At 60.2% G+C, this 15,560-nt stretch carries 16 protein-coding genes; 7 read left to right on the forward strand and 9 right to left on the reverse strand.

The genetic code is table 11. The features are described 5' to 3' along the window. The 4 genes from livM (at position 1) to AACY19_RS05300 (ending at position 4,399) form a co-directional block, all read left to right on the forward strand. A complete protein-coding gene (gene livM, locus AACY19_RS05285) occupies positions 1–1,302 on the forward strand; it encodes a high-affinity branched-chain amino acid ABC transporter permease LivM (protein WP_339448631.1) in 1,302 nt (433 codons plus the stop codon). Beyond that, on the forward strand, positions 1,299–2,171 hold the full coding sequence (locus AACY19_RS05290; RefSeq protein WP_339448633.1) for an ABC transporter ATP-binding protein: 873 nt from the start codon (positions 1,299–1,301) through the stop codon (positions 2,169–2,171). The genes livM and AACY19_RS05290 overlap by 4 nt, the downstream gene beginning before the upstream one ends. Beyond that, positions 2,168–2,884 (forward strand): ABC transporter ATP-binding protein, encoded by a 717-nt coding sequence (locus AACY19_RS05295; protein ID WP_339448635.1) that lies wholly within the window; start codon positions 2,168–2,170, stop codon positions 2,882–2,884. Before AACY19_RS05290 ends, AACY19_RS05295 begins: the two co-directional genes overlap by 4 nt. 750 nt (positions 2,885–3,634) lie before the next feature. After that, entirely contained in the window at positions 3,635–4,399 is a 765-nt protein-coding gene (locus AACY19_RS05300; RefSeq protein ID WP_339448637.1) for an SDR family oxidoreductase, read from the forward strand. A 92-nt stretch (positions 4,400–4,491) separates the two neighbouring features. Here AACY19_RS05300 and AACY19_RS05305 read toward each other — a convergent pair whose 3' ends face one another. The 7 genes from AACY19_RS05305 to AACY19_RS05335 form a co-directional block, all read right to left on the reverse strand. After that, entirely contained in the window at positions 4,492–5,625 is a 1,134-nt protein-coding gene (locus tag AACY19_RS05305; protein ID WP_339448638.1) for an AGE family epimerase/isomerase, read from the reverse strand. A 193-nt stretch (positions 5,626–5,818) separates the two neighbouring features. Then, a complete protein-coding gene (locus tag AACY19_RS05310) occupies positions 5,819–6,391 on the reverse strand; it encodes a HupE/UreJ family protein (protein WP_339448639.1) in 573 nt (190 codons plus the stop codon). 27 nt (positions 6,392–6,418) lie between these two features. Next, positions 6,419–7,033 (reverse strand): urease accessory protein UreG, encoded by a 615-nt coding sequence (gene ureG / locus AACY19_RS05315; RefSeq protein WP_339448641.1) that lies wholly within the window; start codon positions 7,031–7,033, stop codon positions 6,419–6,421. A gap of 11 nt (positions 7,034–7,044) precedes the next feature. After that, positions 7,045–7,719, reverse strand: coding sequence for an urease accessory protein UreF (locus AACY19_RS05320; protein WP_339448643.1), 675 nt, complete (start codon positions 7,717–7,719; stop codon positions 7,045–7,047). Next, entirely contained in the window at positions 7,716–8,216 is a 501-nt protein-coding gene (ureE, locus tag AACY19_RS05325; RefSeq protein ID WP_339448645.1) for an urease accessory protein UreE, read from the reverse strand. Before ureE ends, AACY19_RS05320 begins: the two co-directional genes overlap by 4 nt. A 217-nt stretch (positions 8,217–8,433) precedes the next feature. After that, positions 8,434–9,066: a TetR family transcriptional regulator gene (locus AACY19_RS05330; RefSeq protein WP_339448647.1), complete on the reverse strand. Its 633-nt coding sequence runs from the start codon at positions 9,064–9,066 to the stop codon at positions 8,434–8,436. Between the two features lie 155 nt (positions 9,067–9,221). Next, the gene (locus tag AACY19_RS05335) at positions 9,222–9,647 is read right to left on the reverse strand and encodes a hypothetical protein (RefSeq protein ID WP_339448649.1); all 426 of its coding nucleotides are present in this window, start codon (positions 9,645–9,647) and stop codon (positions 9,222–9,224) included. A 380-nt stretch (positions 9,648–10,027) separates the two neighbouring features. Between AACY19_RS05335 and AACY19_RS05340 the strand changes: the two genes are divergently transcribed. Beyond that, positions 10,028–12,103, forward strand: a complete 2,076-nt coding sequence (locus tag AACY19_RS05340; RefSeq protein WP_339448651.1) for an AsmA family protein — start codon at positions 10,028–10,030, stop codon at positions 12,101–12,103. A gap of 116 nt (positions 12,104–12,219) precedes the next feature. Here AACY19_RS05340 and AACY19_RS05345 read toward each other — a convergent pair whose 3' ends face one another. Both AACY19_RS05345 and AACY19_RS05350 read right to left on the reverse strand, forming a co-directional pair. Beyond that, positions 12,220–12,753, reverse strand: a complete 534-nt coding sequence (locus tag AACY19_RS05345) for a ferritin-like domain-containing protein (protein ID WP_339448653.1) — start codon at positions 12,751–12,753, stop codon at positions 12,220–12,222. 89 nt (positions 12,754–12,842) lie between these two features. After that, on the reverse strand, positions 12,843–13,772 hold the full coding sequence (locus tag AACY19_RS05350; protein WP_339448655.1) for a LysR substrate-binding domain-containing protein: 930 nt from the start codon (positions 13,770–13,772) through the stop codon (positions 12,843–12,845). A gap of 109 nt (positions 13,773–13,881) precedes the next feature. Here AACY19_RS05350 and AACY19_RS05355 point away from each other — a divergent pair, with 109 nt between their 5' ends. Further along, positions 13,882–14,520, forward strand: coding sequence for an FMN-dependent NADH-azoreductase (locus AACY19_RS05355; protein WP_339448657.1), 639 nt, complete (start codon positions 13,882–13,884; stop codon positions 14,518–14,520). Positions 14,521–14,649: 129 nt separating this feature from the next. Continuing rightward, on the forward strand, positions 14,650–15,528 hold the full coding sequence (locus AACY19_RS05360) for a triacylglycerol lipase (RefSeq protein ID WP_339448659.1): 879 nt from the start codon (positions 14,650–14,652) through the stop codon (positions 15,526–15,528). Positions 15,529–15,560 lie beyond the last annotated feature (32 nt).

Genomic DNA, 15,560 nt, shown 5'->3' on the forward strand with positions numbered 1-15,560 from the left:
ATGTCTTCAACCACTCAAAAAAACATCGATATCAAAAAAAGCCTGGTTGAGGCGGTTCTGGCCGGCCTGATTGCCCTGATCGTATTCGGGCCGATTGTCGGCGTCGTCCTCGACGGTTACAGCTTCAACCTCGAAACGACTCGTGTGGCTTGGATCATCGGTATCGTCATGGCCGGTCGCTTTGCCCTCAGCCTGTTCCTGCAAACACCCAAGGGCCTGAACATTCTCGACGGATTCGAGAGCACCGGTTCCGGTGTGCATGTGCTGCCTGCCGATCACAAGTCACGCCTGCGCTGGATCATCCCGCTGCTGATTGTGCTGGCCGTCATCGTGCCGTTTGTTTCCAACTCCTACCTGCTCGGCGTGGTCATCCTCGGATTGATCTACGTGCTGCTGGGGCTGGGTTTGAACATCGTGGTCGGTCTGGCCGGTCTGCTCGACCTTGGCTATGTGGCGTTCTACGCCATCGGTGCCTACGGTCTGGCGCTCGGCTACCAGTATCTCGGTCTGGGCTTCTGGACCGTGCTGCCACTGGCGGCGATCATGGCTGGCCTGGCAGGTTGCATCCTCGGTTTCCCGGTGCTGCGTCTGCACGGCGACTATCTGGCCATCGTGACGCTGGGGTTCGGTGAAATCATTCGCCTGGTTCTCAACAACTGGCTGTCCCTGACCGGCGGCCCGAACGGCATGCCGGCGCCGCTGCCAACGTTCTTCGGTCTGGAGTTCGGCAAGCGGGCGAAGGATGGCGGAGTGCCGTTCCATGAGTTCTTCGGCATCGCCTACAACCCGGATGTGAAGTATTACTTCATCTATGCGGTTCTGTTCCTGGTGGTACTGGCCGTGCTGTACATCAAGCATCGTCTGGTGAAGATGCCGGTCGGCCGCGCCTGGGAAGCCCTGCGGGAAGATGAAATCGCCTGCCGCTCGATGGGCCTCAACCACGTACTGGTCAAACTCTCGGCGTTCACCATCGGTGCTTCGACGGCGGGGCTGGCGGGTGTGTTCTTCGCCACCTATCAAGGCTTCGTCAACCCGACCTCGTTCACCTTCTTCGAGTCGGCGCTGATCCTCGCCATCGTTGTGCTCGGCGGCATGGGCTCGACCATCGGTGTGGTGATTGCCGCGTTCGTGCTGACCGTTGCACCGGAATTGCTGCGCGGCTTCGCTGAATATCGCGTGCTGCTGTTCGGCATCTTGATGGTGTTGATGATGATCTGGCGACCGCGCGGGCTGATCCGCATCAGCCGTACCGGGGTCACTCCACGCAAAGGTGCCATTCACTACGAGAGGACTGCGCCATGAGTGAAGTCGTACTCTCTGTTGAAAAACTGATGATGCATTTCGGTGGCATCAAGGCTTTGAGCGATGTCAGCCTGAAGGTCAAGCGCAACTCGATCTTCGCGCTGATCGGTCCCAACGGTGCCGGCAAGACCACGGTGTTCAATTGCCTGACCGGGTTCTACAAGGCCACCGGCGGCAAGATCGAACTGAACGTGCGCGGCCAGCAGACCAACGTCATCCAGTTGCTCGGCGAGTCGTTCAAACCGACCGACTTCGTTTCGCCGAAATCTTTTCTCAGCCGCATGTACTACAAAATGTTCGGCGGCACCCATCTGGTGAACCGTGCGGGCCTCGCGCGCACGTTCCAGAACATTCGCCTGTTCAAGGAAATGTCGGTACTGGAAAACCTGCTGGTGGCCCAGCACATGTGGGTCAATCGCAACATGCTCGCCGGCATCCTTAACACCAAGGGCTATCGCAAGGCTGAAAGCGAAGCGATGGACTGCGCGTTCTACTGGCTGGAAGTGGTCGATCTGGTCGACTGCGCCAACCGTCTCGCCGGTGAACTCTCCTACGGTCAACAGCGTCGCCTGGAAATCGCCCGGGCCATGTGCACGCGGCCGCAGATCATCTGCCTCGACGAACCGGCCGCCGGCCTCAATCCTCAGGAAACCGAAGCGCTGAGCGCGATGATCCGGCTGCTGCGCGACGAGCACGATCTGACCGTGGTGCTGATCGAACACGACATGGGCATGGTTATGAGCATTTCCGACCACATCGTGGTGCTGGACCACGGCATCGTGATCGCCGAGGGCGGGCCTGAAGCGATTCGCAACGACCCGAAAGTGATTGCCGCCTACCTGGGCGCCGACGAAGAGGAGCTGGTATGACGCAGCCGATCCTCGAACTCAAAGACCTCGACGTGTTCTACGGACCGATCCAGGCGCTCAAAGGGGTTTCGCTGCAGATCAACGAAGGCGAAACCGTCAGCCTGATCGGTTCCAACGGCGCCGGCAAGTCGACGCTGCTGATGTCGATCTTCGGTCAGCCAAGGGCGGCAGGCGGGCAGATTCTTTATCAGGGCGTCGACATTACCCACAAGTCATCGCACTACATCGCCTCCAACGGCATTGCGCAGTCGCCGGAAGGACGGCGGGTATTCCCCGACATGACCGTTGAGGAAAACCTGCTGATGGGCACCATCCCGATTGGCGACAAGTACGCCAAAGAGGATATGCAGCGCATGTTCGAGTTGTTTCCGCGACTGGAAGAGCGCCGCACCCAGCGGGCGATGACCATGTCCGGCGGTGAGCAGCAAATGCTCGCCATTGCCCGCGCATTGATGAGCCGGCCAAAGTTGTTGCTGCTCGATGAGCCGAGCCTGGGCCTGGCACCGATTGTGGTGAAACAGATCTTTGCGACCCTGCGCGAACTGGCGAAAACCGGGATGACCATCTTCCTCGTCGAGCAGAACGCCAACCATGCGTTGAAACTGTCGGATCGTGCGTATGTGATGGTCAACGGCGAGATTCGCCTGAGCGGCACCGGTCAGGAATTGTTGGTGAACGAGGAGGTGCGTAACGCCTATCTGGGCGGGCACTGATTCTTTGAATGTTATACACAGCCCCGGCGACGCAAGTCCCGGGGCTTTTTCATATCTCAAATCCAACACAAATCCCCTGTGGGAGCGCCAGATTCCATAATTGTGGAAAACAAATTCCCCAAGCTGCCAAAGCGCGACATATAGACGCTGCAAATGGCTGTTTTTCCACAGTTTCGACTTGTCCCCGTTTGCTGTGGAGCTGGCTGTGAATAACGTGGGTGTATCTGGCTGAAGGCCTTGTAGAACGTGGTCTGCAAGTGCATGGTTGTTTTTTGATCAGGCATTTTTGCAGAGCTGGAAGTGGTCGTTGTCAACCTTTTTGTAGAGCCGGGCAGCGCGGCAATCAATGCCTGGCAAGGCTGTGGATAAGTCTGTGATTAAACTCTGGAAAGACTTCGCTAAGGGCCGTAATGACTGGCCTCGCGCGATCACTGTGCTGACCGGGCAATCGTGCAAAATGCCATCTCCCGCACATTCGCGGCTTCAGGGTCAAGCAAAAAACTTTCTATTTCCCCCGCAAAGCCTTGTGTGGCGCGGGTTTGGGCGTTTCCAGTTGCCCCCGGAAACTGTGGAAGGGGCTGTGGATAACATGCGCGCACATGGCTACAGGCCACGGTGGCTATGGCGTTGCTGAGGTTGATTGTTTTTTGAACATCTTGTGGGTGTTGCCCGTGAATGCGCAGGCGGGCATGCTGCCTGCTGATTTTCTATTCCAAGGGCTGCCGCGGTGGCCGAAGCAAGGAGAACACGATGTCCAACACCCTGTTTATTACCGGCGCGACGTCCGGTTTTGGTGAAGCCTGCGCCCGCCGTTTTGCCGCCGATGGCTGGAAACTGGTGCTGACCGGTCGTCGTGAAGAACGCCTTAACGCGCTGTGCGCCGAGTTGTCGCAGCAAACCGAAGTACACGGTCTGGTGCTCGACGTGCGTGATCGCAAGGCGATGGAAGAGGCGATTGCCAATCTGCCGCCATCGTTCGCCAAGCTGCGTGGCCTGATCAACAACGCGGGTCTGGCGCTGGGCGTGGACCCCGCGCCGAAATGCGACCTGGACGATTGGGACACCATGGTCGACACCAACGTCAAAGGCCTGATGTACGCCACGCGCTTGCTGCTGCCGCGTCTGATCGCCCACGGTCGTGGCGCCGGCATCGTCAACCTCGGCTCCATCGCCGGCAACTATCCGTATCCCGGTAGCCATGTGTACGGCGCGACCAAGGCGTTCGTTAAGCAGTTTTCGCTGAACCTGCGTTGCGACTTGCAGGGCACTGGCGTGCGGGTCAGCAACATCGAGCCGGGGCTGTGCGAAAGCGAGTTCTCGCTGGTGCGTTTCGCTGGCGATCAGGAGCGTTACAACGCGACCTACGCCGGTGCCGAGCCGATCCAGCCGCAGGATATCGCCGAGACGATTTTCTGGGTGATGAATGCGCCGGCGCACATCAATATCAACAGCCTGGAATTGATGCCGGTGAGCCAGACCTGGGCCGGTTTTGCCATTGAGCGAAACAAGGCGTAACACCGCGCTGAGGCCCTTCGCGAGCAAGCCCGCTCCTCCATTTGGAATGCATTCCCCCGTGGGAGCGGGCTTGCTCGCGAAAGCGGTAACGGTCAGCGAAGATATTCAGCCAGGCCGTGGTAGCAGGTTGCAAGGTGATACGGCGTGGTCGACGGCATGTCCTTGCGACTGACTTCACCCAGCTCATCCCGGCACTCATGCCAGCCGCCGGCATACAGAAACCGCTGCTGCAACGCCTGCAATTGGCGCAGCACCACCGCTTCACTGCCCTGACGCAAGGTCAGCGCGCGCAGGTATTCCGCCTGCGCCCAGATTCGCTGGGTCGAATCTCTCGGGCGTCCATCGGTTTCCAGATCGAGCATCGCGCGCACCGCGCCGCAAGACTGCAGCACGCCGTATTGTTCGGTGAACGCAAACGCACGGTCCAGCGCCGTATGCAGTTTCGAACCACGCAACAGCGCGGACGATTGCAGCAGGAAATACCACTCGAACTGATGCCCCGGCTCGTACCAGTTATCCACAGAGCCGAGCGGTTTCTCCATCAACACGCCATGTTGCGGGTCAACAAAGTGCCTGTGCATGGCTGTGCATAAGTGGAGCAGCGCCTTTTGCGTGTCGGCGTCTTCCCGCACGGCCAGCGTGGCGAGGAAGGCTTCAGCCAGGTGCATCAAAGGATTTTGCAACGGACCGGTTTGCAGCGTGATCCAGTCGCGCTGCAGGCAGGCTTCGTACAAGCCATCACCGGTGGCGAAGCGGCGCCCGATGATTTCCAGCGCGGCATTCAACGTCGATTCCACCAGGGAGTCGCGAGACTTTGCCCAATAATGCGCACAGGCGAACAGGATGAATGCGTGGGTGTAAAGATCCTTGCGCTCATCCAGCGGCTTGCCTTGGGCATCGATGCTGTAGAACCAGCCGCCATGCTCGGCATCGTGGAAGTGCCGTTGCAGGGACCGGAACAACGTCGCTGCACGAACATCAGCGTTATCCACAACCCCGATCAGACCGGAAAACAGGTACAACTGCCGTGCGCAGGCCATCGCCCGATAGCGCTGCGCAGGCAAAGGCTGATGCGCGGCGTCCAGCGCTTCATAGGGCAGCGCCATGTCGGCGTTCCAGCCCGGGCCTTGCCAGAGGGGCACGATCACGTTGACGAAGTGCTGTTGCACATCGCGGAACAGGGCGGTCAATTCAGGCAGGCAGGCGGAGCGGGAAGCGTGGGGCATGGGCGGACGTCGTCACGGGCTGGGGCGATTGCGCGACATGGTAGCAGAGAGCACCGCTTGAGAGAGGCGGTGTCTGTCAGTCCGGTTTCGCGAGCAAGCCCGCTCCCACAAGGTGAACCGGTTCCATCAGAACAAATGCGTTCAAATGTGGGAGCGGGCTTGCTCGCGAAGAGGCCCTTTCAAACAATAGAGATCAACCCGCCAGCAACCAGGCACCGGTCACCGCCGATGCCGCACCCGCCAAACGCACCAACGGTGCGGCAGCCTGAGGCAAGAAACGCACCACGGCATAACCGGCGGCATGCAGCGCAGCCGTCGCTGCAACAAACCCGACCGCATACGCCCAAGGACTGCTCATGTCTGGCAGTTCCAGGCCATGCGCCACGCCGTGGAACAACGCAAACAGCGCCGTCGCGGCCACCGCCATCACCAACGGCGGACGCACCGCCAGCGCCACCGCCAGACCCAACGCCAGCACCGACGCGGCAATTCCGCTTTCCAGCGCCGGCAGCCCCAGCCCTTCAAAACCGAGCAGGCCGCCAATCAGCATGGTGCCGACGAACGTGCACGGCAGTGCCCAGCGCGCTGCGCCTTGCTGCTGCGCGGCCCACAACCCGACCGCCACCATCGCCAGCAAATGGTCGAGGCCGCCAATCGGATGGCTGATACCGGCGATCAAACCGCTGTCGCCGTGGCCGGGGTGAGCGAAGGCCAGCGCCGGTGTCATTAGAAGCGCAACCGCGCCAAGCATGCGTTTGAGTGTCATGAATAAGCTTCCTTGTTGATGAGTAAATCAGGCTGCGGTCAGCAGACCCTGGCGTTCGATGAAGGCGATGATGTCTTCCAGGCCCTGACCGGTTTTCTGATTGCTGAAGACGAACGGCTTGCCGTTGCGCATGCGTTTGGTGTCGCTGTCCATCATTTCCAGCGAGGCGCCCACCAGTGGTGCCAGATCGATCTTGTTGATCACCAGCAGATCGGACTTGCAGATCCCCGGCCCGCCCTTGCGCGGCAGCTTGTCGCCGGCCGAGACGTCGATCACGTAGATGGTCAGGTCGGACAGTTCCGGGCTGAAGGTCGCCGAGAGGTTGTCGCCGCCGGACTCCACCAGAATCAGATCGAGCCCCGCAAAGCGCCGGTTCAGTTGATCGACCGCTTCAAGGTTGATCGAGGCGTCTTCGCGGATTGCCGTGTGCGGGCAACCGCCGGTCTCCACGCCGATGATCCGCTCCGGCGCGAGGGCTTCGTTGCGCACCAGAAAATCGGCATCTTCGCGGGTGTAAATGTCGTTGGTAACCACGGCGAGGTTGTAGCGCTCGCGCAGCGCCAGGCACAGGGCCAGGGTCAACGCGGTTTTGCCGGAACCGACCGGGCCGCCGATGCCGACGCGCAGAGGTTGTGTGTTCATGGTTGTTTCTCCTAGGAGCGGAAGAGGCGGCTGTACTGGCGCTCATGGGCCATGCACGCCAGTGACAGACCAAACGCTGCGCTGCCCATGTGTTCGGGATTGATTCGGGTGGCGTCCTGCTGCGCCTGTTGCAGCAGTGGCAGCAGTTCGCTGGTCAGGCGCTGCGCCGCTTGCTGGCCCAGCGGCAAGGTTTTCATCAATACGGCCAACTGGTTTTCCAGCCAGCTCCACAGCCATGCGGCGAGGGCATCCTGCGGGCTGATGCGCCACGCGCGAGCGGCCAGCGCCCAGCACAGGGCCAGGTGCGGTTCGCTGCATTGTTCGAGAAAGCTTCGGGCGGGCGCATCAAGTTCCGGCAAACCGTTGAGCAGTTGCTGCAACGAATAGCCCATCTGCCGGCTCTCCAGATGCAACTCGCGGGTTTCGCGGCTGGCGCGATGGCTTTCGCAGAGGCTAAGCAGCTCGGCCCATTGTTCATCGGCGGCTGCCTGGCAGTGGGCGAGCAACAGCGGCGCTTCAAAACGCGAAAGATTGAGCAACAACTGATCGCTGATCCAGCGCCGGGCGCTGTCCGGGTTGTGCACGCGCCCGTTATCCACCGCCATTTCCAGGCCTTGTGAATAGCTGTAGCCGCCAATCGGCAATTGCGGACTGGCCAGGCGCAGCAGCGCCCAGGCCGGGTTCACAGGCGCACGCCGAACTGATGGAGTTTTGGCGCGTAGTTGAAGTCTTCATCGCCGTGGCGTGAATGATGGTGGCCGCCGCCATAGGCGCCGTGTTCCGGCTGGAACGGCGCTTCAACGGCTTCAACGTGGGCGCCGAGTTGTTCGAGCATGGCCTTGAGCACGTAATCATCGAGCAAGCGGAGCCAGCCATCGCCGACCTGCAGGGCGACGTGGCGATTGCCCAGGTGATAAGCCGCGCGAGTCAGCTCAAACGCGTTGGCGCAGGTGACGTGCAGCAATTGCTCAGGACGGGCACAGACTCGCACGACGCGACCGTCCTCGGCCTGCAGGCATTCGCCGTCATACAGCGGTGGCTGACCGCGCTCCAAAAACAACCCGACGTCTTCACCCTCGGCACTGAAACAGCGCAAACGGCTCTTGCTGCGCGCTTCGAAGTTCAGGTGCAATTCGGCGGCCCAGACGGGTTGAGGGTCGGTTCTGCGGTGAATCACCAGCATCGGAAAGCTTCCAGCTATGGACAATACTCAGGCTAGAGCAAGGGCCTTGCCAATTGGACGGGATGTAGGAAATCCCTGTCGGATTGGGGTGGATGTTTCAAGAAGCTGCGCAAATATGGAAGGTTTTGGTGCGTGAAGATTTTTTAATGCACCAAATCAGAGCTTTGGCACATGAGCCAATTGTGGGAGCGACGGTGTGTCAGGAATCGAAGGGGAATTACTCGGTACTGCCTAAACCCTGCCAGTGTTTGAGGCCGATAAAGATAAAGCGCAACTGCTGGGTGATCTTCGCCTGCGGAGTCAGATGCTCCGGCAGGGCTTCGGCGGGCGGGTCGATGATGTCGGGGAGGGTGGCGAAGACCGATTTGACGATCAAGTCCGCGATCACGCTCAGGCCTGCGGCATCCAGATGTTGCAGTTTGGGCATCATCGTCAGGTCAGAGGCGAGGTCGGAGCTGATGTTCTCGCGCAAGCGCCCGATGGCCTGACGCACTGGCAGCGAACCGCCGTACTGCTCGCGAGCGAGAAACAGGAATTGCGAACGGTTGGCGCTGACCACATCAAGGAAGATCCGCACCGACGCATCGATGATGCCGCCCATGACGAATTCGTTATGGCGCACCAGGCGAATGGTCTCGCGGAAGGTCTGGCCGACTTCGCTGACCAGCACCAGGCCCAGCTCGTCCATGTCGGCGAAGTGGCGGTAGAAACCGGTGGGCACGATACCGGCGGTTTTCGTCACTTCACGCAGGCTCAGGCTGCCGAATCCTCGGCCGCTTTCCATCAAGTGGCGGGCAGCGTCCATGAGGGCGTTGCGGGTCTGTTGCTTCTGTTCGGCGCGGGGCAGCATCGCAGGGTGTGTTCTTCGGCAGGACAAGCGCCGCACTCTAGCAAATCGGCTTTGTCGGCGTCGAACGGGAGGGCATGCAGTGCAAGATTTCAGCAGGACGTAAAAGTCAAAAGCCCAATCCGGTGATTGGGCTTTTTTTCCAGGCCGCCATGGGCTTAGCTCAATTTGCTGTTGCGTTCGATCACACGGTCACCACCACCTTCGGCGAGTGCTTGACCCAGTGGGGTTTTGTCGAAGCCGTCATCCGCCAGGGTCTGGCCTTGTGGAGTGCGTTCGGTACCGTCGGATGCCAGGGTCTGGCCTTGTGGGGTGCGTTCGGTGCCGTCGGATGCCAGGGTCTGGCCTTGTGGAGTGCGCTCGGTGCCGTCGGATGCCAGGGCCTGGCCTTGTGGTGTGCGATCGGAACCGTCTTGAACCAGACCTTTCTCTTCGAGGCGATCACGGCCACCTTCGGCTACGGTTTGGCTGAACACCGAGTGGCTGGATTTCACTTGTGGAGTTGCTTGATCAGCAGCTGGCAGTGCGAAAGCAGTGCTGGCTAGCATCGAGAGGGTAAGGCTGAGCAGTAATTGGCGTTTCATGATGGTTGCTCCTTGGGAGGGCGATAAAGTGGGTACGAGGGCAATGCTACTCTCGATAAGTCGATATAAAAGTTCATAAACGCAATGGTAATAATCAACAGAATTGATTGTTCTGCCGGGAGGCTCTAGATCGCGCCTTTCAGAGCATCGGTTTTGCACCGAGGTGGGTATTTTCGACCCACTTGTGCTTCGCAAAAGTGCGCGTCGCGGTAACGTTGCTCGACTGGTCGGTCAGAAATGACCCGGTTTTTCCGTCTTGACCGGTTATTCGGTTAAACCTGCGGGCCTTTTGCCAGTCACAGACTTCACAGGGGCTGTTTAGTCCACCGTTTCATCCGTGCGCCGCGATAACAAAGCGCACGTGATCAGGAGTTTTGTGCATGACGCGCATTGGAAAAATCTTCAGTTGGACCTTCGCTATCCTCGTGCTGCTACTGGCCGTGCTGGTCTTGATCATCGTGTTCTTCGACTGGAACCGGATCAAACCGCCGATCAACGCGAAAGTCTCGCAAGAGTTGCATCGACCGTTTGCCATCAACGGCAACCTCGCGGTGATCTGGCAGCGCGAGCCGGATGAGGGCGGCTGGCGCGCCTGGGTGCCTTGGCCGCACGTGGTCGCTGAAGACCTGAGCCTGGGCAATCCTGACTGGTCGAAACAACCGCAGATGGTCACGCTCAAACGTGTCGAGTTGCGTATTTCGCCGCTGGCGTTGCTGGCGCAACGGGTGGTGATTCCGCGCATTGATTTGACGGAGCCGAATGCCGACCTGCAGCGCTTGGCCGATGGCCGCGCGAACTGGACGTTCAAATTCGATCCGAAAGACCCGAATGCCGAACCGTCGAACTGGGTAGTCGACATTGGCGCCATCGGTTTCGACAAGGGCCATGTCACCCTCGCTGATCAAACGCTGAAAACCAGTCTCGATGTGTTGATCGATCCGCTGGGCAAGCCGATTCCCTACAGCGAAATCGTCGGCGACAAAGCGGCAAAAACTGCGCAGGACAAGGGCGGTGCGCCACAGGACTATGCGTTTGCCTTGAAGGTCAAAGGCCAATACCACGGCCAGAACCTCACCGGTCAAGGCAAGATCGGCGGGCTGCTGGCGCTGCAGGACGCGAGCAAGCCATTCCCCCTGCAGGCGCAGGCGAAGATCGGCGACACCCGCATCGAACTGGCCGGCACACTGACCGACCCGCTGAACCTTGGCGCGCTGGATCTGCGTCTGAAGCTGGCCGGCGCCAGCCTCGGCAATCTTTATCCGTTGACGGGTGTGACCCTGCCGGATACGCCGCCGTATTCCACCGACGGTCATCTGATCGCCAAGCTGCATGACGCGGGCGGGGCGAGATTCACCTATGAGCAATTCAACGGCAAGATCGGCAGCAGTGACATCCATGGCGACCTCACCTACGTCGCCAGCCAGCCACGGCCAAAGCTCAGCGGCGCGTTGCTTTCCAATCAGCTGTTATTCGCTGACCTCGCGCCGTTGATCGGCGCCGACTCCAATGACAAGCAAAAGGCGCGCGGCGGCGAGAGCAAGCAGCCCGCAGACAAAGTCCTTCCCGTCGAGGCGTTCAAAACCGACCGCTGGCGGGCAATGGACGCTGACGTCGAATTTACCGGCAAGCGCATCGTCCATAGCGAAAAGCTGCCGTTCAATGACCTCTACACCCACCTCAAGCTCAACGACGGCGAACTGAGCCTCGAGCCGCTGCGTTTCGGCGTGGCCGGCGGCAACCTTGATGCGCAGATTCGTCTCAACGGTCGCACCGAGCCGCTGGAGGGCCGGGCCAGGCTAACCGCGCGCAGGTTCAAACTCAAAGAGTTGTTCCCGACGTTCGAACCGATGAAAACCAGTTTCGGCGAGCTCAATGGCGACGCCGATATCAGCGGTCGCGGCAACTCGGTGGCCAAGCTTTTGGGCAGTGCCAACGGCAATCTGAAGATGTTGATCAACGACGGCGCGATCAGCCGTGAGCTGATGGAACTGGCCGGGCTCAATGTCGGCAACTACGTGGTCGGCAAGATCTTTGGCGACAAGGAAGTGAAGATCAACTGCGCTGCCGCTGACTTCGATATCAAGACCGGTCTGGCGACCACGCGGCTGTTCGTCTTCGATACCGAGAACGCGATTATCTACATCGACGGCACGGCGAACATGGCCACCGAGCAGCTTGATCTGACGGTGAACCCGGAATCGAAGGGTTGGCGTTTGATCTCGTTGCGGTCGCCATTGTATGTGCGTGGCAAATTCATCAAGCCGGATGCGGGTGTGAAGGCTGTGCCGCTGATGTTGCGTGGGGCGGGGATGGTTGCACTGGGCGTGATTGCTGCGCCGGCGGCGGGGCTGTTGGCGCTGGTGGCGCCGAGTGGCGGCGAGCCGAATCAATGTGCGCCGTTGCTGGAACAGATGAAGGCGGGCAAGGCGCCTGTGACCGTGAAACCCACTCAATAATCGGTGCCCGTAAGGGCCCCTTCGCGAGCAGGCTCGCCCCCACAGAGGACCGCATTCCTTCAGATGGAGGCGGTCGAGTGTGGGAGCGAGCCTGCTCGCAAAGGCGATTTGAAGGATTACAGGTCTTTCAGAATGTCAGCCATGTCGTCGGCATGCTCTTCTTCCTGCGCCAGGATATCTTCGAAGATCCGGCGTGTAGTCGGGTCTTTCTCGCCGATGTACTGGATGATTTCACGGTAGCTGTCGATGGCGATTCGCTCGGCTACGAGGTCTTCGTAGACCATCTCTTTCAAAGTGTTCCCGGCCACGTATTGTGCGTGGGACATTTTTGACAGCATGTCGGGGTTGAACTCCGGCTCGCCGCCCAATTGCACGATGCGCTCGGCCAGGCGGTCGGCGTGTTCGGCTTCCTGTATGGCATGTTCGAGAAACTCTTCGGCAGCTACGCTGGCTTTTACGCCGGTTGCCATGAAGTAGTGGCGCTTGTAGCGCAACACACAGACCAGTTCGGTGGCCAGCGATTCATTCAGCAAGCGCAGCACCTCTTCACGGTCGGCGCTGTAGCTCTCGGTGACCGCGCCGTTTTCGACGTGTTGCCGGGCACGGTCGCGCAGGGTTTGGACATCTGACAGGTGCAGGTCGTTGCTCATTTCAGTCTCCTGGAGGCTAATCCGATTGCGCCACGCTCTTGGGACGTGGTCGCTACCTGAACTGTGAGTAATGAGCGCTGCAAAAAGTTTTATGCGATTTCCCGCGACCTGGGCGTCAGCCCCGAAAGCCGTGCTTCTTCCCGCAACCACGCAAAAAATGCGCGTACCGGCGGGTGCCGCTCGCGCCCCGGCACACACAACGCGCTGTAACCGGCGCCATCGACCTGCACCTCGCCCTTGTACGGCATCAGCAAGCCACTGGCGACGCTTTGCGAGACCAGAATATTGCTCGCCAGCACTAGCCCTTGTCCGGCAATGGCCGCTTGCAGTGCGTAATGTTCCTCGTCGTATTCGCGGATCGCCGGCGGCTGCTTCAGCCAGTGTTCGCCGGATTTCGCACACCACGCTTCCCAGCCGTGGGCATAGAGTTTCGAGTTGTGCCAATGCACGCTGATCAACGTTGGAGTGTGCCGCGCGGCCAGCGCCACCTGCTCGGGCGAGCCGTACACGCCGAACGATTCATCGAACAGGCATACACCGTAGAGGTTCGGGTAATCGTCGAGGCTGTAGCGCAACACCAGATCGACACTGGCGTCCTGATGCAGATCGATGACTTCGCAATGGGTGTCGAGGCGCACGTTGATGTTGGGATGTTGCGCGTAAAACCGTCCCAAGCGCGGCACCAGCCACAGCGCGGCAAACGCGGCGGTGGTCGACAGCGTCAGCGTGCTGCCGCTGCGTTGCGGGCGCAGGGTGTCGACGCTTTGCGCCACCTCCAGCAACGCACCGTGCAGGCTGCGGAACAGGCGCTCGCCACCCTCGGTCAGGCGTACCTGGCGTGGCAGGCGTTCGAACAGAGCGACACCGAGCCAGTCTTCCAGCGCGCGGATCTGGTGCGAAATGGCCGTGGGCGTCACCGAAAGCTCTTCGGCGGCCGCTTTGAAACTCAGTAGTCGTGAAGCTGATTCGAAGGCGCGCAGGGCGGTGAGAGGCAGCGAGGCGAACATTGATGGCTCCATGGATGAAATGAATTCATCCCGACTGATTTTTGCTCATTTGAGAGTAGGCGGTGACGAGCTTCAAGCTGCGAACCACAAGTAGTTTGATTCTAGTACGGAGGTTTTACAGATGAGCAGGATTCTTGCAATTCATGCCAGCCCACGCGGTGACCGTTCGCACTCGCGGCGCTTGGCGGAAGGCTTTCTCAGCGCCTGGCAGGTGCGTCATCCGCAGGCGCAAGTGACTCGCCGTGAGGTCGGGCGGGCGCTGATTCCGGCGGTCAACGAAGCCTTCGTCGCTGCCGCGTTTCATCCAGAGCCTGAAGCGCGTCCGTTATCGATGCAGGCTGATCTGGCCCTAAGCGATCAACTGGTCGGCGAGTTGTCTGACCACGACCTGCTGCTGATTTCCACGCCGATGTACAACTTCAGCGTGCCCAGCGGTCTCAAGGCCTGGGTTGATCAGATCGTGCGTTTGGGCCTGACCTTCGACCACACGCTGGACAACGGCGTCGCCCGATACACACCCTTGTTACAGGGAAAAAAAGCCCTGATCGTCACCAGTCGCGGCGGTTTCGGCTTTGGCCCGGGCGGCGATCTGGAAGCCTTGAACCATGCCGATCCATGGCTGCGCACGGCGCTGGGTTTTGTCGGCATCAACGATGTCACCGTGGTCGCGGCCGAGGGCGAAGAATCCGCCGAACGCACCTTCGCGGTGTCGCTGGCCGAGGCCGAGCAACGCTTGCTCAGCCTGGCGCGGGCGTTCTAGCTGGCTGGTTTCTGGCGGGGGTGGAGGGCCTGAAGTAGGCTGGTGGTTGAGTTGTCATCATCAGGGAGGATGCTTGGCGGGCGTTTTGCACGCCTCGCATCCACTTACCGATCACAAGGATGTTTGCCCATGTCGACGCGTTATCCACTCGTTCTGGTGCCGGGCATGCTCGGGTTTATCCGGCTGATTCTCTATCCGTACTGGTACGGCATCATCAAGGCGTTGCGTCGCGGTGGTGCAACGGTGATTGCCGTGCAGGTCTCGCCACTCAACTCCACCGAAGTGCGCGGCGAGCAATTGCTGGCGCGGATCGATGAGATTCTACGGGAGACCGGTGCGGCCAAGGTCAACCTGTTCGGCCACAGCCAAGGTTCGTTGACGGCCCGTTATGCGGCGGCGAAACGACCGGATCTGGTCGCCTCAGTCACGTCGGTGGCCGGGCCTAATCACGGTTCGGAACTGGCAGATTATCTGCAACAACACTACCCCGCGGACAGCGCCAAGGGACGCCTGCTCGAGGCGCTGTTGCGTTTTGTCGCAGGGTTGATGGCGTTACTGGAGACCGGTTATCACGGGCCGAAACTGCCGGTGGACATCCACGCCTCGCACCAGTCGCTGACGACCGAGGGCGTGGCGCTGTTCAACCAGCGTTATCCCCAAGGCTTGCCGCAAACCTGGGGCGGGCACGGGCCGGAAGAGGTCAACGGCGTGCGGTATTACTCGTGGTCGGGAACGTTGCAGCCAGGCAAGACCGATCGCGGCGGCAATCTGTTTGACGGGACCAATCGCAGCTGCCGATTGTTCGCGAAAACCTTTGTGCGGGAGCCGGGGCAGTGCGACGGCATGGTCGGGCGTTATAGCTCGCATCTGGGCACGGTGATTGGCGATGACTATCCGCTGGATCACTTCGACATTGTCAACCAGTCGCTGGGGCTGGTGGGCAAAGGGGCTGACCCGGTGCGGCTGTTTGTCGAGCATGCGGCGCGGCTTGAGGCTGCAGGCCTTTAACCGCAAGACCTGGTCATCGTTCTTCGCGAGCA

The organism is Pseudomonas sp. EA_5y_Pfl2_R50 (genome assembly GCF_963970475.1).
GTDB lineage: Bacteria > Pseudomonadota > Gammaproteobacteria > Pseudomonadales > Pseudomonadaceae > Aquipseudomonas.